Here is a 17,828-nt window from a genome sequence, read left to right on the forward strand (position 1 = left end):
GGGGCGCGGGGCCGGGTGCTCGCACGAAAGCGAAGCAACGCTAGCCGTTGTCTCGTTGACTATTCAAGTCCGGACGTGATGCGAAAAAGACAACGCCTCAGCGCTGCGAGAGCCCGGGCGCGTCGCCACTGAAGAAGCGCATGCCGCGGCGCAGGTGTTCCAGGCAGGCGATCGCCGCCACGGTCAGCTCGCGGCCCTTGTGGCTGACGATCCGCGCGCGGGCGTCGCGCAGCGCCGGGTGGGCCAGCGGCAGGCAACGGATATGCCCGGCCTCGATCTCGTGGCTGACCGTCAACTCCGGCATGAAGGCCACGCCGATGCCGGACTTGACGAAATTGGTCAGCACCGCCACCGAGTTGGTGCGCAGCTTCGGCCTTAGCTCGATGCGCTCCAGTTGGGCGGCGATCACCGCCAGTTGGCCCATGCCGGTGCTGTTGTGGATCAACGCCAGCGACTCGTTGCGCAGCGCGCGCATCGGCACCGCACCGCGGTGTCCGGCGAGGGCATGGTTGGCGGGGATGATCAGGTCGAGGGGCTGGCGGGTGTCGACGTGCACGTCCAGTTCGCCGTCCTCGACCGGGGCGTAGACCAGGGCCAGGTCGACGGCGTCTTCCTTGACCAGCGCCACGCCTTCGTTGGCCCCGGCCATGCGGACCTCCAGCTCGATGCCGGGGTAGCGCAGGATGAAGCTCTGCAATGGCTGGGAGATCAGGTCGGCGATGAAGCCCTCGCCGACCGCCAGGCGCACCTTGCCCTGGCGCAGCCCCTGCAGGGCCGACAGACGCGACAGCACGCCCTCTTCGTTGGCCCGTTGCTGGCGGTAGTGCGCCACCAGCAGTTCGCCGGCCTCGGTAGGCGCCACGCCCTGCGGGGTGCGTTGCAGGAGGCGCACGCCGAGATGTTCCTCCAGGCTGGCGAGCTGCCGGCTGATGGCCGAGGGGTCGATGTTCAGGTGCTGGGCGGCGCGGCGAAGAGAACCGTGGTGGATCACCTCGTTGAGGTAGGCCAGGGCCCGTTGGCTGAGGCGGATCATCGCGGCTCAGTCCAGCAGCGACAGGGTCACCGGCGTCCGGTGGTTGTCCTCGACCCGCACCTCCAGTTCGCCTTCCGCGAGGCGCGCCTTCAGGCGCTGTCCCGGCTGGGTCTGGCCGGCATCGCGGATCGCCCGGCCACGCTCGTCGAGGAGGATGCTGTAGCCGCGGCCCAGGGTCGCCAGCGGGCTGACCACGTTGAGCGTCTGCGCCAGTCCTTCGAGGCGCTGACGACGATCCTTCAGTACCTCGCGGGCGGCGCGCGGCAGGCGCGCGGCGAGGCTGTCGAGCTTCTGCCGGAGCAGCGCCAGGGTGCGGCCCGGATGCTGTGCGGCGAGACGCGTCTCCAGGCGGACCAGGCGTTCGTGGCGGACCGCCAGCTGGCGCTCGAAGGCACGGCGCAGGCGCATGTCCAGGTCGTCCAGGCGCTGTGCCTGCTGGCGCAGGCGTTCGCCGGGATGGCGCAGGCGGCGGGCGACGCCTTCCAGGCGCAGGCGTTCGCGCAGCAACTGGTCGCGCATGCGCAGCACCAGGCGCCGGCGCAGGCCGTCGAGACGCTGCTGCAGGTCGCCGGCGTTGGGCGCCAGCAGTTCGGCGGCGGCCGAAGGCGTCGGCGCGCGCACGTCGGCGACGAAGTCGCTGATCGATACGTCGGTCTCGTGGCCGACCGCGCTGACGATCGGCGTGGCGCAGGCCGCCACGGCGCGCGCCACCGCTTCTTCGTTGAAGCACCAGAGGTCTTCCAGGGAACCGCCGCCACGGGCCAGGATCAGCGCGTCGAAGCCCTGCCGGTCGGCCAGTTGTAGCGCGCGGACGATCTGTGCGACGGCCTCGCGGCCCTGCACTGCGGTGGGCACCAGGGTCAGCTCGACCTGCGGTGCGCGGCGGCGAAACACGCTGATGATGTCGCGGATCACCGCCCCGCTGGGCGAACTGACGATACCGATGCGGCGCGGATGGGCGGGCAGCGGACGCTTGCGTTCGCTGGCGAACAGGCCTTCGCCGGCGAGTTTTTCCTTCAATGCCTCGAAGGCCAGGCGCAGGGCGCCGTCGCCGGCCGGCTCGACGGTATCGGCGATCAGCTGGTAGTCGCCGCGTCCCTCGAACAGCGAGATCTTCCCGCGCACCTTTACCGCCAGCCCGTCGCGCAAGGCCTGGCGTACGCGCAGGGCGTTCTGCCGGAACAGCGCGCAGCGGATCTGCGCGTTGCTGTCCTTGAGGGTGAAGTAGACATGGCCGGAGGCCGGCCGGGCGAGGTTGGACAGCTCGCCCTCGACCCAGACCTGCGGGAACACGTCTTCCAGCAGCAGGCGGGCGCGCTGGTTCAGTTGGCTGACGGTCAGCACCTCGCGATCGAGGCCGAGCCGTTGGAAGGGATCGTTACGCATGGGCGGCATGATAAGGCGGCGCACCGGGATGTGCGATCAATCCTTGGCTTCGTTCGGCAGATTCTCCAGGAAATATTCGACGAAGCCTTCCACCAGGGGGCTATCGTCGCGTCGCCAGGCCAGCGCCACCTCGCTGTATGCCTCGGCCTCGGCCAGAGACATGAAGCGCACGGCGGGCGGTGCGATGGCGCGCATCGAGGCGGGCACCAGGGCGACGCCGAAGCCGGCCTCGATCAGTTGCAACTGGCTGGTCTTGCGCGACAGCGCGCGCGCCGGGCGTGGGTAGAAACCGGCGCCGAGGCAGAGTTCGGCGGCGCGATAGCTGAGGCCGCCGCGTTGCAGGTGGGGAATGGAGACGAAGGTTTCTCCGGCCAGGGCGGCCAGGGCCACGGGGGCTTCACGGCGGGCCAGCGGATGGTCGGCGGCGAGAGCCAGGAGCAACGGCTCGCGGTACAGGGCGCGCAGGTGCAGCCGGGGATGCTGGCGCAGCACCGGCAGGCGCAGCAGGCCAAGGTCCAGGCGTCCTTCGGCGAGATCGGCGAGTTGCTGCTCGGAGGATTGCTGGGTCAGTTCCAGGCGGACGCCGCTCTGCGCCGCGAGGTAGCCGCGCAGCGCCGCTTGCAGGCCGCCCACCAGCGGCACCGAGCTGGAGTGCCCCAGGCGCAGCAGGCCATGGCCGCCTTCGCCGACCTCGCGAGCCAGGCGCCGGGCGGCCTCCAGGTCGCCGAGCAGGCGCTGCGCGCGTGGCAGGAAGGCGCGACCGGCCGGCGTCAGCTCGACCTGGCGCGGACCGCGGCGGAGCAGTGGGGTGCCGATGCTGTCCTCCAGTTCGCGCACCTGCCGGCTGAGCGCCGACTGGGCGACGAACAGGCGTTCGGCGGCACGGCTGAAGCCGCCGGACTCGACGATTTCGACGAAGTAATGGAGTTGCCGCAAAGAGATCATCGGAAGATTCCCCATGCCTTTTCGAGATGGCTACAGGGCTCGGATTGTATTGGCTGGCGCGCCGTTGCGCTCGCTAGAGTGCGCAGGTCGTCGTTCCGGGAGTCGCCATGTCCTCGCTCGATCCGTCAGTCCTGTTCGCCGCCCTGCCGTTCAGCCTATGGCAATGGCTGCTGGTCGAACTGGCCATCGTCCTCGCCTATGTGGTGTTCGGCATCGCCGGCTTCGGCACCGCGCTGGTCGCCGGCCCGTTGCTGGCCGGGGTGCTGCCGCTGTCGCAGATCATTCCGCTGCTGGTCCTGCTGGATTTCAGCGCGTCGTTCGGCAACTGGCTGCCGGCGCGGCGGCAGATCGCTGTCACTGAGCTCAAGCGTCTGCTGCCCTGCATGCTGCTGGGCTGTGCGCTCGGGGCGTACGGACTTCTGGCGCTACGCGCGGAGCTGCTGATGCTGGCCCTCGGCGTGTTCGTCAGTTTCTATGCGCTCTACGCGCTGTTCCTCCAGCCACGCGGCCAGCCGCGCTGGCGGGCGACCTGGGCGTTGCCCTTCGGTGTCTTCGGCGGGCTGTTCGGCGCGTTGTTCGGCAGCGGCGGCTTCCTTTATTCGCTGTACCTGAACGGACGCCTGGCGAGCAAGGAGCAGATGCGCGCCACCCAGAGCGCGCTGATCGGTTGTAGCACCTTCGTCCGCCTGGGGCTGTTCCTGCTCGCCGGGCTGTATGCCGCGCGCGAGCCCTGGCTGCTCGCCGCCTGCCTGCTGCCGGGCATGGCGCTGGGCCTGTGGATCGGCCGTCGGGTGACCCTGCGTCTGTCGCGTGAAGCCTTCGTCCGCCTGGTCACCTGGCTGGTGCTGTGCAGCGGCCTGGCGCTGGTCGGGCGCTACCTGGCCGCTTGAAGCGGCTGCGCCGGGCACAGGCCGAACTGTGCGGCCAGCTCTTCGAGGCGCTGGCGCTGGAAGTCGCGGAACGCCGCGTTGGGCTGCTGCAACTCGATGAAGTCGCGCAGCGGGTCGCGCACCGCGCTGCGCACGCCGCTGAGTTCTTCGATCACAGCCAAGCCGCAGAACGGCACGTAGGCTTCCGAGTAGCCGCCTTCGTGGACCACCACCAGGCGTCCGCCGGCATGCCGCTCGGCCGCGTCGCGGACCATCGCGGTCATCGCCCGGAAGCTGTCGCTGTGCAGTTGCATGCGTGCCAGCGGGTCCACCGCGTTGGCGTCGAAGCCACTGGCGACCACGATCAATTGCGGGCGGAAGCGCTCCAGCGCTGGCAACACGATGCGTTGCATGGCCTGCATGTAGGCGTCGTGACCGCCGCCGGGAAGCAGCGGCACGTTGAGGTTGAAGCCACGACCGCGATCCTCGCCGATGTCTTCGGCGCCACCGTAGCCAGGCGGGAAGCAGCCGTCCTGGTGCAGGGAAATGCTCAACACGTCGTCGCGCCGGTAGTAGATCGCCTGGGTGCCGTTGCCGTGGTGTACGTCCCAGTCCAGCACTGCGACCCGCTCGACGCCGTGGCGAGCCTTGGCCGCCTCGATGGCCACGGCGATGTTGGCGAAGAAGCAGAAGCCCATTGCCTGGTCCGGCAGGCAGTGGTGACCCGGCGGCCGCGACAGCGAGTAGGCGTTGTCCACCTCGCCGGCGAGCACCGCGTCCAGCGCGGCGATGGCCAGGCCGGCGGAGAGCCGGGCGATCTCGTAGCTGCCCGGGCCGATCGGCGCGTCCTGGCCGAGGCTGCCGCCGCCGGCGTCGCTCAACGCCTTGAAGCGTTCCAGATAGTGCGCCGGATGCACGCGCAGCAGGTCCTCGTCGCTCGCCGGCGGTGCGCTGCGCAGTTGCAGGCGGGCGGTCAGGCCGGACACGTCGAGCAGGCTTTTCAGCCGGCGCTTGGTTTCTGGTGATTCGGCGTGTCCGGCGGCGGCAGGCGGTTGCACCCAGCCGCCGACCGGCAGGGTCAGCGCGTGCGGGCCGGCGGCGTGCCAGAGGCAGAGTTCGTCGAAGAAGAAAGCGGTACGTCGGGTCATGGCGGGTATCCGTGGTTCGGGAAAGGGTTTCAGCGTGGCCGGCAGGCCAGGGCCAGCAGCAGCGAGAGGGCGGCCAGGCCGGCGGCGATCGGCAGCAGCGGGAGGAAACCGCCGCTGCCTTCGATGAGTCGTCCGGCCAGCGCCGGGCCGATGGCCAGCCCGCCGCCGATGACCAGGTTGGAGGCGTTCATCAGGCGGCCGGAGCGGTCCAGGTCGGCGAGGCAGGCGAGGATGAACGGCAGGGCGAAGGTCCAGGTGAACTTGAACAGCAGCGCGGCCAGGGCGAAGCGCGCCAGCGGTGGCTGGCCGATCAGCAGGAGGATCGCCGCGGCCATCGCCAGGTAGCCGCCGAGCAGCATCAGGTCGCGCGGCAGGCGGTTGCCGATGAAGGAGGCGCAGGCCGCCCCGGCGATGCCCATCAGGGTGGCGACGGCGAGTACCTCGCCGCTGGCGCCGGCACCGATCCCCGCGCCTTCGGCGATGGCGCCGATGAAGGTCCAGACGCCGCTGAGGCTGATATAGAAGGTGAGCACGGCGAGGATACCCAGCCCGACCCGCAGTCGCGAGTGAACCGCGCCGGTACTGGCGCGGGCTTCCGCTGGCGGGCTGCCACTGGGGAAGGCCCGCGACAACGGTAGGGCGAGGCCCATCAGGCCGGCCAGCAACAGGTAGCAGGCGGCCAGGCCGAAGCGTTCGAACAGCGCCGGCAGCAGTGCCAGGCCGACGGCGCCGACCACCAGTTGGCCCATCACCCAGAGCCCGTAGACCCGGCTCGGGGTGGCGGTGCTGGCGGCGCTGGACAGGCAGAGGATCATCAGCGAGCCGCCGGCGAGGGCGCTGCAGAAACGCAGGGCGAGCAGCAGCGGGTAGCTGCCGGCCAGCGCCGAGGCCAGGTTGGCGGCGATGAACAGCAGGCCGGCGAGCAGCGCCGCGTGGCGCCAATCGACGCGTTTCAGCCAATGGAAGGCCGGCAGCGTCGCCAGGCTCATGGCGCCTAGCTCCACCGAAAACAGGTCGCCGACCCGCGCCGGGCTCAGTTGCCACTGGGCCGCCAGTTGCGCGGCGACGGCGGGGGCGGTCATCAGGATGGTCGGGGTGATCGCGGCGAACACCACGATGGCCGCGAGCAGCGCGAGGTTGCCGGACGCCGGAGAGGCGCTGGCGAGGGTCTTGTCGGAAGCGCTCATGGCTGCGCCTCCTCAGAACACATGGACCAGGCGCAACAGGGCCTGGCTGCCATGGAACGCATTGTCGGTGGCGACGTTGCGCGAGAGACCGAACATCAGGCTGTTGCGCCGGTCCAGCCAGTGGCCTAGCTCGAAGCCGAGTTGGGTGTAGCGCTGGTGGGTGTCGTCGAGGGTATGGCCCTGCAGCTTCAGTTCGCCGCCATCGGCGTGCACCAGCTTGAGGGCGCCGTAGGTGCTCTGGCTGAAGTCGTAGGAGGCGAAGGCCTGCAGGCGATAGAGCGGTTTCTGTTCCAGGTCGCTGCCGAAGTAGTCGTCGTTCTTCGCGTAGAACTGCGCTTCCAGGTTGGCTTCCAGCACCCAGTCGCGGCCGATGCCCTGGGTGTAGTTGTAGACGAAGGTGGCGCCCCAGCGGTTGGCGCCGGGCGAGACATCGGGGTTCTTCGCGTGGTACTCGCCCAGCGGCAGGGTGATCAGGGTCAGCAGGCCGCTGTAGCGGCGCCGTTCCGGGTCGTTGACGAAAAACAGGGTGCCGCCGACCTGGGGATCGCCGAAACCGGTCTCGCCGGTATGCCCGGCGCTGCCGGGCAGGCGCGCATCGATGTCGACGAAGGGAATGATGAACTGCGGCGTGCAGAGAGTGCCGCAGATGTCGCTGAAGAACACCTGGCGGTAGGCCATCGCGTTGGTCTTGAGTTCGGCCTTGCCGTTGCGATCGGCCGGCCCGTGGAACTCATGGGCGCGGGTCGCCGGCAGGTAGAGCACGCCGAGCGTGGTGCCTGCTGGGGCGCCGAAGAAGTCGCGGGCGTTGAGGTCGGCGGCGCCGGCTTCGGCGCCCAGCAGGAGCTGGATGCCGAGCAGCGCGAGGGCGCTGGCGGTCGGTGCGGCCATCGAGGCGGTGCGGTGGGTCATGTGTCGGTCTCCCCGGTCGTTGTGTGCCCGGCGTTCGTCGCGCCGGTGGTGGTTGCGCCTTTTCGCAGGCGAAAGGGCGCCCATGCCGCCCATGGCGGGGCGGGCGAAGCGGTGATGGCAGGGGTGGAGGGCTGTCAGCCAGGCGGGAACTGATGCAGCAGGTGGGCGATGCTCGCCTTGTCGTTGACGCCGAGCTTGGAATAGATGGTGCGTATGTGATGGCGCACGGTGTTCGGCGCCAGGCCGAGGTCGCGGGCGATCTGCTTGTAGGTCTTGCCTTCGCTGAACAGCAGGGCGACGTCGCCTTCGCGATTGCTCAACTGTTCGATCGCGCTCGGTTGCCGCGCGGTGAGCAGGTAGAGGTCGCCGACCTGCCGCGAGTCGATCACCAGACGCGCATCGCGATAGCCCTGCGGGCTGGTTTCCTCCGGCAACTGCGGACCGGTCCAGCCCGGCCAGGCGCCGAGCAGCAGGTCGACGAAGCCGCGTTCGGCGCAATGCAGCACGCCGTAGCGGTCGCATACCGCCATGGCCAGAGCCTGGCGTTCGAGGGATTCGCGCAGGGCCACCAGGGTACGGATCTGGTTGGCCGAGACGGCCGCGGCCAGGTGCGCCGAGAGTTGCCCGAGGAGCAGCTTCTCCTGGTCCGCGAAGGGCGGGCCGCCAGGCGTGCGATAGAGGGCGACATGGTCGCTGAGGCGGGTGATCGGATCGACGTGGATCACGCAGAGCAGCTCACCGATGTCGTGACGTGCGCCAAGCCAGCGCAGCCCGGCGGTGGCCTGCATGTCGACGGCCACGGCGGTGCCCGGGCGGGCGTGTACCAGTCCGACGGTGATGTCGTCGTGGCTGATCGATTTCCAGTCCTCGACATAGTGCTCTTCGAGGTTGAACAGGTGTGCGCTGTGCTCCACCGGCACGCCGTCGATCAGCGCCGCGCGGCCCCACCAGGCACGCTGGAACGGCACCAGTTGCTGCAGACGTTCCAGCGCGGTGCGATGGAAACGCTCCAGGGTCTTGTCGCGCGCCAGCCGGTTGATATCCAGCACGGCGGCGCCGAACGCCGCGAGCAAGGCTGCGGATGACGAATGCGGGTCAGTGCTCCCTTTCATTCTCTCCCCCGTCCCACTTTTATAGTTCTTGGAATCGGCGTCCCGCCGCCTGGGCGGTCGCTGGGTGACGTACGCAGTATCCGGCCATCCGCCGCCGCGCTGCCATCCTGCAAATGCGGGATAGGACAGGCGGAACGGGGCCTGGCGGGCGCCTTGCAAGATATTTGCCCATTCGCCGTTTTCGGCGATCAACTGCGTTGAGCGGAAGCGCGTGGCTGGGTATAATGTCGCGCTTCCATTTTTCCCGTCTGGGAGCGCCCGCCATGCTGCGAATCAGTCAAGAAGCCCTGACTTTCGACGACGTCCTTCTGATCCCCGGTTATTCCGAAGTCCTGCCCAAGGACGTGAGTTTGAAAACTCGCCTGACCCGCGGCATCGAACTGAACATCCCGCTGGTATCCGCCGCGATGGATACCGTGACCGAAGCCCGCCTGGCCATCGCCATGGCCCAGGAAGGCGGCATCGGCATCATCCACAAGAACATGGGCATCGAGCAGCAGGCCGCGGAAGTCCGCAAGGTCAAGAAGCACGAAACGGCCATCGTCCGCGACCCGGTCACCGTGACCCCCTCGACCAAGATCATCGAACTGCTGCAGATGGCCCGCGAGTACGGCTTCTCCGGTTTCCCGGTGGTGGAGCAGGGCGAGCTGGTCGGTATCGTCACCGGTCGCGACCTGCGGGTGAAGCCGAACGCCGGCGATACCGTCGCCGCGATCATGACCCCGAAGGACAAGCTGGTCACCGCCCGCGAAGGCACCCCGCTGGAAGAGATGAAGGCCAAGCTCTACGAGAACCGCATCGAGAAGATGCTGGTGGTCGACGAGAACTTCTACCTGCGTGGCCTGGTGACCTTCCGTGACATCGAGAAGGCCAAGACCTACCCGCTGGCGTCCAAGGACGAGCAGGGCCGCCTGCGCGTCGGCGCCGCCGTCGGCACCGGCGCCGATACCGGCGAGCGCGTTGCCGCGCTGGTCGCCGCCGGGGTCGACGTGGTGGTGGTGGACACCGCCCACGGCCACTCCAAGGGCGTGATCGAGCGTGTGCGCTGGGTCAAGCAGACCTTCCCGGACGTCCAGGTGATCGGCGGCAACATCGCCACCGCCGAGGCCGCCAAGGCCCTCGCCGAGGCTGGCGCCGACGCGGTCAAGGTCGGCATCGGCCCGGGCTCGATCTGCACCACCCGCATCGTCGCCGGTGTCGGCGTGCCGCAGATCTCCGCCATCGCCAACGTTGCCGCCGCCCTCGAAGGCACCGGCGTACCGCTGATCGCCGACGGCGGCATCCGCTTCTCCGGCGACCTGGCCAAGGCCATGGTCGCCGGCGCCTACTGCGTGATGATGGGCTCGATGTTCGCCGGTACCGAGGAAGCGCCGGGCGAGATCGAGCTGTTCCAGGGCCGTTCCTACAAGTCCTACCGCGGCATGGGTTCGCTGGGCGCCATGTCCGGCTCCCAGGGCTCGTCCGACCGCTACTTCCAGGACGCCTCCGCCGGCGCCGAGAAGCTGGTGCCGGAAGGCATCGAGGGTCGCGTGCCGTACAAGGGTGCCCTGTCCGCCATCGTCCACCAGCTGATGGGCGGCCTGCGCGCCGCCATGGGCTACACCGGCAGCGCCGACATCCAGCAGATGCGCACGCAGCCGCAGTTCGTCCGGATCACCGGCGCGGGCATGGCCGAGTCCCATGTCCACGACGTCCAGATCACCAAGGAAGCCCCCAACTACCGGGTTGGTTGAGGCTGATTGAAATGAGTGCTGCACGGGGCTGTTCGATTCAGCCCCGTGTCGTTTTCGAATTCCGTAGCGAGAGATGGCCATGTCCCAAGACATTCACGCCCACCGTATCCTGATCCTCGATTTCGGCTCCCAGTACACCCAACTGATCGCCCGCCGCGTGCGCGAGATCGGCGTGTATTGCGAAATCCATCCCTTCGACATGAGCAACGAGGCGATCATCGCCTTCGCGCCGCGCGGCATCATCCTCGCCGGTGGCCCCGAGTCGGTACACGAAGCCGACAGCCCGCGCGCGCCGCAGGCGGTGTTCGACCTGAAGGTGCCGCTGTTCGGCATCTGCTACGGCATGCAGACCATGGCCGAGCAGATGGGCGGCAAGGTGCAGGGCTCCGACCTGCGCGAGTTCGGCTACGCCCGCGTCGACGTGGTCGGCAAGGCGCGCCTGCTGGACGGCATCGAGGACCACGTGGACGACGACGGCGTGCTCGGCCTCGACGTGTGGATGAGCCACGGCGACAAGGTCACCGAGATGCCGGCCGGCTTCCACATCCTGGCCAGCACCCCGAGCTGCCCGATCGCCGCCATGGCCGACGATGCCCGCGCCTACTACGGCGTGCAATTCCACCCGGAAGTCACCCACACCAAGCAGGGCCTGCGCATTCTCTCGCGCTTCGTCCTCGACATCTGCGGTTGCGCCGCGCTGTGGACCCCCTCGAACATCGTCGACGACGCCATCGCCACCGTGCGCGCCCAGGTCGGTTCCTCCAAGGTCCTGCTAGGCCTCTCCGGCGGCGTGGACTCCTCGGTGGTCGCCGCGCTGCTGCACAAGGCCATCGGCGACCAACTGACCTGCGTGTTCGTCGACAACGGCCTGCTGCGCCTGCACGAAGGCGACCAGGTGATGGCCATGTTCGCCGAGAACATGGGCGTGAAGGTGATCCGCGCCAACGCCGAGGACAAGTTCCTCGGCCGCCTGGCCGGCGTCGCCGACCCGGAAGAGAAGCGCAAGATCATCGGCCGCACCTTCATCGAAGTTTTCGACGAAGAAGCCACCAAGCTGCAGGACGTGAAGTTCCTCGCCCAGGGCACCATCTACCCCGACGTGATCGAGTCGGCCGGCGCCAAGACCGGCAAGGCCCACGTGATCAAGTCGCACCACAACGTCGGCGGCCTGCCGGAGGACATGCAGTTCGAACTGGTCGAGCCGCTGCGCGAACTGTTCAAGGACGAAGTGCGCAAGATCGGCCTGGAGCTGGGCCTGCCCTACGACATGGTCTACCGCCACCCGTTCCCCGGCCCGGGCCTGGGCGTGCGCATCCTCGGCGAGGTGAAGAAGGAGTACGCCGACCTGCTGCGCCAGGCCGACCACATCTTCATCGAGGAACTGCGCGCCTTCGACTGGTACCACAAGACCAGCCAGGCGTTCGTGGTGTTCCAGCCAGTGAAATCGGTCGGCGTGGTCGGCGACGGCCGTCGCTACGCCTGGGTCGTCGCCCTGCGCGCGGTGGAGACCATCGACTTCATGACCGCGCGCTGGGCGCACCTGCCCTACGAACTGCTGGAGAAGGTCTCGAACCGCATCATCAACGAGATCGCCGGTATCTCCCGGGTCACCTACGACGTGTCGAGCAAGCCGCCGGCGACTATCGAGTGGGAGTGAGGTCACTTCCCTAAAGCATATGTGACAAACGACGGCCGGCAGGCCGTCGTTTTTTATGCGAGGTCCCGGGCATCCAGGCAAACTTTGTCGGGCTACCCATCGACTTTCTCCGATTGGAAGTGAAAGCTTCCGTTCGCTCCTTGCCTTCCTTTGCACGAGCGAGGGAGGGGTCACCATCAGAAAGAACAGCCAGGCCCATGTCGAACGGTTATCCATATCCCAAATATCGCGCGGATATCGATGGATTACGTGCGGTGGCGGTACTTTCCGTCGTCGCTTTCCATGCCTTTCCCGAATGGTTTCAGGGGGGCTTCATCGGTGTAGACGTATTTTTCGTCATTTCCGGCTTCCTGATTTCCAGCATCATTTTCAAAGGACTGGAAAGGGGGACGTTCCGCTTCGTCGATTTCTATGTGCGTCGAATCAGAAGGATCTTCCCCGCCTTATTGCTGGTGCTGGCTGCCAGCGGTGTGATGGGATGGGCAGTGCTACTTCCTGATGAGTACGCACAACTAGGCAAGCACATCGCGGCGGGTGCTGGATTCGTTTCCAACCTCGTGCTATGGGCGGAGGCTAGCTATTTCGACAGTGCGGCGGAGTTGAAGCCGCTGCTGCATCTATGGAGCCTGGGCGTCGAGGAGCAATTCTACATCCTCTGGCCGTTGCTGGCCTGGATAGCATGGAGGGTCCGTATCGGTTTCCTCTGGCCTGTCGTGCTGTTGGCCGGAGCTTCCTTCGGACTATGCGTCTATCGGCTGGACGGCGATCCGGTCGGCGCGTTCTATTCTCCGTTGACGCGTTTCTGGGAACTGCTCGCGGGCTCCGCTCTGGCCTGGTTAACTCTGCGCAACGAGCGAGCAGAGTGTGTTCTGGATGTATTCGGCAATGACGTTCTAGGTCGTGCTTTGCTTTCGGCGAGCGGTATTTTGCTGTTGGCTTGCGGTTTCGTTCTGATCGATCGGCGCTCCGCGTTTCCCGGCATCTTGGCACTGCTTCCGGTACTTGGTGCTGTTCTGCTTATCGCAGCGGGTGAGCGTGCTTGGTTCAACAGGGTCGTACTGAGCAATCCGTTACTGGTCTGGATCGGTTTGATCAGCTACCCCCTATATCTCTGGCATTGGCCGCTACTGGCGTTCGCTCGGATTGCAGAGGGGAATGTGCCGAGCCTTGAGGTGCGCGCATCGTTGGCGGTGCTTTCAATTGTGCTGGCATGGCTCACCTATCGGTTGATCGAGAGACCTGTTCGACGCGCTGATCCGGTATTCGGTAGCGCTCTCCTACCGTTGGCGGTCATGGCGATAGCTGGTGTCTGTGGTTACAAGATTCACTTGCTGGAAGGCGTTGCGGAGCGTTTCCCCAGACTCGTCCAGGATCTGGCGAAATACAGGTTTCCTTATGCTGTCAGCTATCGAGAGGGGAGTTGCTTCCTCAAGCCGGAACAGGCGTACCAGAGCTTCCAGAAGTGCCCGCCAGTCAGCGTAGGTAAGCAGGGTAATCTCTTGTTGTGGGGGGACTCTCATGCCGCGCACCTGTATCCGGGCTACAAGGCGGTTTATGGAGGGGAGTTCGGCATCACGCAACGAACCGCGAGTGGTTGTCCGCCGTTGCTGGGACTTGAAATCGCAAGCCGGCCCCATTGTCGCTCCATCAACGATGAAGTCATGAGGTACGTGACGACGGCACATCCGAACAAGGTCGTACTTTCAGCCATCTGGACCAATTATGATCTGTCCGCTCTCAAGGGGACTATCGATCGGCTGCGCGCGGCGGGAGTCATCGATATCGATCTCATCGGCCCTGTGCCGCAGTGGCTAGACAGCTTGCCCAAGCAACTGTATTTCCGGTTTCGGGAAAGCATGCCGCACAATGTGCCCGCTCGGATGACCAGCGGTCTGGACGAGCGTTTCATTGGAGTCGACGACATCCTTAGGGAAAGAGCTAGGGAACTGGGTGTCAACTACATATCTCCGCGAAGAATTCTCTGTGACAGCGGGGGATGTCTAACTCGCCTGGGAGATACCGGGGACCAGCTTGTTGCCTGGGACTATGGCCATCTCACCGATGCTGGCTCGGCGTTTCTCGTTGGTAAGTTTGCGGCGCATTGAGCCTGTGGGGCGGTCGAGCAGTTGCCGGTGTTCGCCAGTGCTGCGGCATTTTGTGCAAACGCATGTCTCGCTATGTGGTCTTCGAAATGAGAAAATCTATCATTTCCCAGCCGCAGTACCCGCGAAGGTGAAGGCTCCATGACATTTACCCGTAGACAAGTGCTCGGCGGCCTCGCCGGGCTGGCGGTGGTCGGCCTCGGCGCCGGCGGCGCGCGCCTCTGGCTGGCGCGTCCGCAGGTGGCGCAGGAGTACGACTACGAACTGATCGCCGCGCCGCTGGACCTGGAGATCGTCCCGGGCTTCAGCAGTCCGGCGCTGGCCTATGGCGGCCAGTGCCCCGGCGTGGAGTTGCGGGCGAAGCAGGGCGAGTGGCTGCGGGTGCGCTTCACCAACAGGCTGGACGAACCGACCACCATCCACTGGCACGGCATCCGCCTGCCGATCGAGATGGACGGCGTGCCGTACATTTCCCAGCCGCCGGTGCAGCCGGGCGAGAGCTTCATCTACCAGTTCAAGACCCAGGACGCCGGCAGCTACTGGTACCACCCGCACCTGATGAGCAGCGAGCAGCTCGGCCGCGGACTGGTCGGCCCGCTGATCATCGAGGAGCGTGAACCCACCGGGTTCCGCCACGAGAAGGTTCTCTGCCTGAAGACCTGGCACGTGGACGAGCAGGGCGCCTTCACCCCCTTCAGCGTGCCGCGCCAGGCCGCGCGCGAAGGCACCCGCGGGCGCTATTCGACGATCAACGGCAAGCATGTGCCGACCATCGACCTGCCGGCCGGGCAGATCGTCCGGGTGCGCCTGCTGAACGTCGACAACACCGTCACCTACCGTCTCAACCTGCCCAACGGCGAGGCGAGGATCTATGCCATCGATGGCCATCCGGTGGAACCACGCGGCTTCGAGGGGCAGTACTGGATCGGTCCCGGGATGCGCCTGGAGCTGGCGCTGAAGGTGCCGGAAGCGGGCACCGAGCTGTCCCTGCGCGACGGGCCGGTACGCCTGGCGACGATCCGCAGCGTGGCCAGCGCCGAGGCACCTGCCGGCGACTGGCCGAAGCCGTTGCCGGCGAATCCGGTGAGCGAACCGGACCTGGCCAATGCCGAGAAGATCGGTTTCCGTTTCGAGTGGGTCGGGGCGATGTCCGATACCAGCGGCAAGAATCCCTATCCGTCGTTCTGGCAGATCAACGGCAAGGCCTGGGAAGGCGGCGAGGAGCACAAGCACAACGCGCCGCCGCTGGCCAAGCTCAAGGAAGGCCAGAGCTACATCTTCGAGCTGCGCAACATGGCGCAGTACCAGCACCCGATCCACCTGCATGGGATGGCCTTCAAGGTGCTGGATTCGGATCGCCGGGAGATCATCCCGTACTTCACCGACACCTACCTGCTGGGCAAGAACGAGACTGCCCGCGTGGCGCTGGTGGCGGACAATCCGGGCCTGTGGATGTTCCACTGCCACGTCATCGACCATATGGAGACCGGCCTGATGGGGACCATCGCGGTCGGCGAGGCCTGGTGCGGGTGACTAAGCTGATCAGCAACGGCAAGGGCTACCCGACGGTAAAAGGCGTGCGTCCGATCATCGATCGCAGCCGGGACCCGCATTTCATGCGCGAGGCCCTGGCAGAGGCGGAAAAGGCCGCGGCCCTCGGCGAAGTGCCGGTGGGCGCGGTCCTGGTGCGCGAGGGCGAGATCATCGGGCGGGGCTTCAACCGGCCGATCAGTAGCCACGATCCCAGTGCCCACGCCGAAATGCTGGCGATCCGCATGGCAGCGGCGGAGGCGGGCAACTACCGGCTGCCAGGCAGCACCCTGTATGTGACCCTGGAACCCTGCAGCATGTGTTCCGGACTGCTGGTGCACGCACGCATCCAGCGCCTGGTGTACGGCACGGTCGAGCCCAAGTCGGGCGCAGTGGAAAGCCGTGGGCGATTCTTCGAGCAGGAGCATCTCAACCATAGGGTCATGGTCGAGGGTGGCGTGCTGGCGGAAGAATGCAGCCAGGCGCTCTCGGCGTTCTTCCGCGCGCGGCGCGAAGCGGCGAAGAAGCCTCGCGAAGACTGACGGATGTTTCTCTTTTCGAACGCTCCGGCTGAAACGTTAAAGCACGTCCTTGCCCCTTCCTCTCCTTCAAAAGCCATCTGCATCAATTATTTATCCGGATATTTCGGACGATCGGCATAGGCGTAAAGTCGTAGTCGCCGCGCGCTTCCTTCGTCGAATTGTGTGATATTTTGCACGGCCGCTTGAGCAAGCGGCCCGCAGGCAATGGCTTCAGGTGAGAGCGAGCCCGCCTGCGGATACCCCCGCCGGACCGCGCAGCCGAAAAGCGCGGCCGGTCCGGAGGCGTCCGCGATTCCCGGCCCTGCATTGTCCTCGAAGAAGGCCATCGGTACGGCGGTCCTGGCCGCCTCCCGCACAATGCCAATTCGAAATGCAGGGAGTTGTTGTCATGAGTGATACCCGGGTCCAGCAGTATCAGGATCACGCCGGGGCGGAAGCCGTCGATTCCTCGGGACTGGAGGTCAAGCGCCTGACGTTCCTCGAGGCGGTGGCGATGATCGTCGGAACCAACATCGGCGCAGGCGTGCTGTCCATGGCCTACGCCAGCCGCAAGGCCGGCTTCATGCCATTGCTGCTCTGGCTGGCGGTGGCCGGCCTGTTCACCACCATTTCCATGCTCTACGTCTCGGAAACCGCCCTGCGCACGCGCACCCACAACCAGTTGAGCGGCCTTGCCCAGCGCTATGTCGGCTCCTTCGGCGCCTGGGCGATCTTCCTGTCCGTAGCGGTCAACAGCATCGGCGCGCTGATCGCCTACATGAGCGGCAGCGGCAAGATCCTCAGCGCCTTCTTCGGTATCAGCCCGGCCCTGGGCAGCGTGCTGTTCTTCATTCCGGCCGCCGGCGTGCTGTACCTGGGGCTGAGCGCCATCGGCAAGGGCGAGAAGTTCATCAGCATCGGCATGGTCAGCATGATCCTGATCCTGGTGGCGGCCACCCTGCTCAACGACAATACCGAGTTCGCCCGTCTGCTCGACGGCGACTGGATCTACATGGTGCCGGTATTCAACATCGCGGTGTTCTGCTTCTCCGCCCAGTACATCGTCCCGGAGATGGCCCGTGGTTTCAGCCACGCCCCGGAGCGCCTGCCGAAGGCGGTGATCACCGGGATGCTGACCACCTTCGTCCTGCTCAGCATCGTGCCGCTCTCGGTGATCGCCCTGACCGGCCTGGAGAACCAGTCCGAAGTCGCCACCCTGGCCTGGGGCAAGGCGCTCGGCGAATGGGCCTTCTTCACCGCCAACACCTTCGCCCTGTGCGCCATGCTGACGTCCTACTGGGGCCTGGGCGGTAGCTTCCTGACCAACATCTTCGACAAGTTCCACAAGCTCGGTCCGGAGAACCGGCCGAAGACCCGCCTGCTGGTGCTGGCGATCGTCGCGCTGCCGCCGTTCGTCCTGGCCTACAGCGGGCTGGTCGGCTTCGTCAACGCGTTGTACTTCGCCGGGGCCTTCAGCGGGGTGATTCTCTCGATCATGCCGATCCTGATGCTGCGCTCGGCGCGTAGGAACGGCGACTTCGAGCCGGCCTGGAAATGCGGCTGGATCGCCCATCCGGCGATCCAGGCGGTGATCGTGACGATCTACCTGGCCAGCGCCGCCTACGCCATTTGTAGCGCCATGAACCTGCTGCCGGCCGGCTGGTAGGTCATCGCTGCCGGAAGAGGCCGCCATAGG

General features: G+C 66.5%; 15 protein-coding genes. 7 read left to right on the forward strand and 8 right to left on the reverse strand.

Translation table 11 applies throughout. The features are described 5' to 3' along the window. Positions 1 to 97 precede the first annotated feature (97 nt). From LJF27_RS04760 to LJF27_RS04770, 3 genes are read right to left on the reverse strand one after another with little or no spacing between them, the layout of a single operon-like run. A complete protein-coding gene (locus tag LJF27_RS04760) occupies positions 98 to 1,033 on the reverse strand; it encodes a LysR family transcriptional regulator (protein WP_003092728.1) in 936 nt (311 codons plus the stop codon). A gap of 6 nt (positions 1,034 to 1,039) precedes the next feature. Then, positions 1,040 to 2,419 (reverse strand): exodeoxyribonuclease VII large subunit, encoded by a 1,380-nt coding sequence (xseA, locus tag LJF27_RS04765; protein WP_003113813.1) that lies wholly within the window; start codon positions 2,417 to 2,419, stop codon positions 1,040 to 1,042. Between the two features lie 36 nt (positions 2,420 to 2,455). After that, entirely contained in the window at positions 2,456 to 3,364 is a 909-nt protein-coding gene (locus tag LJF27_RS04770) for a LysR family transcriptional regulator (RefSeq protein ID WP_003137872.1), read from the reverse strand. A 107-nt stretch (positions 3,365 to 3,471) separates the two neighbouring features. Between LJF27_RS04770 and LJF27_RS04775 the strand changes: the two genes are divergently transcribed. Beyond that, positions 3,472 to 4,254, forward strand: coding sequence for a sulfite exporter TauE/SafE family protein (locus LJF27_RS04775; protein ID WP_003118316.1), 783 nt, complete (start codon positions 3,472 to 3,474; stop codon positions 4,252 to 4,254). On the opposite strand, the gene LJF27_RS04780 is transcribed toward LJF27_RS04775, so the two are convergent. The 4 genes from LJF27_RS04780 to LJF27_RS04795 form a co-directional block, all read right to left on the reverse strand. Further along, positions 4,239 to 5,381 carry a class II histone deacetylase gene (locus LJF27_RS04780; protein ID WP_004345616.1) on the reverse strand — a complete coding sequence of 381 codons (1,143 nt, stop codon included), beginning with the start codon at positions 5,379 to 5,381 and terminating at the stop codon, positions 4,239 to 4,241. The two genes, LJF27_RS04775 and LJF27_RS04780, sit on opposite strands and share 16 nt — an antisense overlap. Before the next feature lie 29 nt (positions 5,382 to 5,410). Beyond that, positions 5,411 to 6,568, reverse strand: a complete 1,158-nt coding sequence (locus LJF27_RS04785) for an MFS transporter (RefSeq protein WP_004345613.1) — start codon at positions 6,566 to 6,568, stop codon at positions 5,411 to 5,413. Between the two features lie 12 nt (positions 6,569 to 6,580). Further along, on the reverse strand, positions 6,581 to 7,477 hold the full coding sequence (locus LJF27_RS04790) for a transporter (RefSeq protein ID WP_023117133.1): 897 nt from the start codon (positions 7,475 to 7,477) through the stop codon (positions 6,581 to 6,583). A 134-nt stretch (positions 7,478 to 7,611) separates the two neighbouring features. Then, complete coding sequence (locus tag LJF27_RS04795; RefSeq protein WP_003119304.1) at positions 7,612 to 8,589, reverse strand: helix-turn-helix transcriptional regulator; 978 nt, start codon at positions 8,587 to 8,589, stop codon at positions 7,612 to 7,614. Between the two features lie 263 nt (positions 8,590 to 8,852). Between LJF27_RS04795 and guaB the strand changes: the two genes are divergently transcribed. From guaB to tadA, 5 genes are all read left to right on the forward strand, one after another. Continuing rightward, on the forward strand, positions 8,853 to 10,322 hold the full coding sequence (guaB, locus tag LJF27_RS04800) for an IMP dehydrogenase (RefSeq protein WP_003092702.1): 1,470 nt from the start codon (positions 8,853 to 8,855) through the stop codon (positions 10,320 to 10,322). 79 nt (positions 10,323 to 10,401) lie between these two features. Continuing rightward, entirely contained in the window at positions 10,402 to 11,979 is a 1,578-nt protein-coding gene (guaA, locus tag LJF27_RS04805) for a glutamine-hydrolyzing GMP synthase (RefSeq protein ID WP_003105901.1), read from the forward strand. 197 nt (positions 11,980 to 12,176) lie between these two features. Continuing rightward, positions 12,177 to 14,084 (forward strand): acyltransferase family protein, encoded by a 1,908-nt coding sequence (locus LJF27_RS04810; RefSeq protein WP_023102885.1) that lies wholly within the window; start codon positions 12,177 to 12,179, stop codon positions 14,082 to 14,084. Positions 14,085 to 14,222: 138 nt separating this feature from the next. Beyond that, a complete protein-coding gene (locus LJF27_RS04815) occupies positions 14,223 to 15,614 on the forward strand; it encodes a multicopper oxidase family protein (protein WP_003137910.1) in 1,392 nt (463 codons plus the stop codon). Beyond that, positions 15,605 to 16,153, forward strand: a complete 549-nt coding sequence (tadA, locus tag LJF27_RS04820) for a tRNA adenosine(34) deaminase TadA (RefSeq protein WP_003092697.1) — start codon at positions 15,605 to 15,607, stop codon at positions 16,151 to 16,153. Before LJF27_RS04815 ends, tadA begins: the two co-directional genes overlap by 10 nt. An 86-nt stretch (positions 16,154 to 16,239) precedes the next feature. Here the strand turns inward: tadA and LJF27_RS04825 are convergent, their stop codons facing one another. After that, positions 16,240 to 16,479 carry a hypothetical protein gene (locus LJF27_RS04825; RefSeq protein ID WP_152959661.1) on the reverse strand — a complete coding sequence of 80 codons (240 nt, stop codon included), beginning with the start codon at positions 16,477 to 16,479 and terminating at the stop codon, positions 16,240 to 16,242. Positions 16,480 to 16,541: 62 nt separating this feature from the next. Here LJF27_RS04825 and LJF27_RS04830 point away from each other — a divergent pair, with 62 nt between their 5' ends. Continuing rightward, on the forward strand, positions 16,542 to 17,798 hold the full coding sequence (locus tag LJF27_RS04830) for an aromatic amino acid transport family protein (protein WP_003105913.1): 1,257 nt from the start codon (positions 16,542 to 16,544) through the stop codon (positions 17,796 to 17,798). Positions 17,799 to 17,828 lie beyond the last annotated feature (30 nt).

The sequence above is a fragment of the Pseudomonas sp. 203-8 genome (assembly GCF_020708595.1).
Taxonomy (GTDB): Bacteria; Pseudomonadota; Gammaproteobacteria; order Pseudomonadales; family Pseudomonadaceae; genus Pseudomonas; species Pseudomonas aeruginosa.

What these genes read in the sequence shown, in the direction of transcription:
- LJF27_RS04760 (WP_003092728.1), bottom strand. Translation starts at nt 1,033, where the DNA reads ATGATCCGCCTCAGCCAACGGGCCCTGGCCTACCTCAACGAGGTGATC.
- xseA (WP_003113813.1), bottom strand. Translation starts at nt 2,419, where the DNA reads ATGCGTAACGATCCCTTCCAACGGCTCGGCCTCGATCGCGAGGTGCTG.
- LJF27_RS04770 (WP_003137872.1), bottom strand. Translation starts at nt 3,364, where the DNA reads ATGATCTCTTTGCGGCAACTCCATTACTTCGTCGAAATCGTCGAGTCC.
- LJF27_RS04775 (WP_003118316.1), top strand. Translation starts at nt 3,472, where the DNA reads ATGTCCTCGCTCGATCCGTCAGTCCTGTTCGCCGCCCTGCCGTTCAGC.
- LJF27_RS04780 (WP_004345616.1), bottom strand. Translation starts at nt 5,381, where the DNA reads ATGACCCGACGTACCGCTTTCTTCTTCGACGAACTCTGCCTCTGGCAC.
- LJF27_RS04785 (WP_004345613.1), bottom strand. Translation starts at nt 6,568, where the DNA reads ATGAGCGCTTCCGACAAGACCCTCGCCAGCGCCTCTCCGGCGTCCGGC.
- LJF27_RS04790 (WP_023117133.1), bottom strand. Translation starts at nt 7,477, where the DNA reads ATGACCCACCGCACCGCCTCGATGGCCGCACCGACCGCCAGCGCCCTC.
- LJF27_RS04795 (WP_003119304.1), bottom strand. Translation starts at nt 8,589, where the DNA reads ATGAAAGGGAGCACTGACCCGCATTCGTCATCCGCAGCCTTGCTCGCG.
- guaB (WP_003092702.1), top strand. Translation starts at nt 8,853, where the DNA reads ATGCTGCGAATCAGTCAAGAAGCCCTGACTTTCGACGACGTCCTTCTG.
- guaA (WP_003105901.1), top strand. Translation starts at nt 10,402, where the DNA reads ATGTCCCAAGACATTCACGCCCACCGTATCCTGATCCTCGATTTCGGC.
- LJF27_RS04810 (WP_023102885.1), top strand. Translation starts at nt 12,177, where the DNA reads ATGTCGAACGGTTATCCATATCCCAAATATCGCGCGGATATCGATGGA.
- LJF27_RS04815 (WP_003137910.1), top strand. Translation starts at nt 14,223, where the DNA reads ATGACATTTACCCGTAGACAAGTGCTCGGCGGCCTCGCCGGGCTGGCG.
- LJF27_RS04825 (WP_152959661.1), bottom strand. Translation starts at nt 16,479, where the DNA reads ATGGCCTTCTTCGAGGACAATGCAGGGCCGGGAATCGCGGACGCCTCC.
- LJF27_RS04830 (WP_003105913.1), top strand. Translation starts at nt 16,542, where the DNA reads ATGAGTGATACCCGGGTCCAGCAGTATCAGGATCACGCCGGGGCGGAA.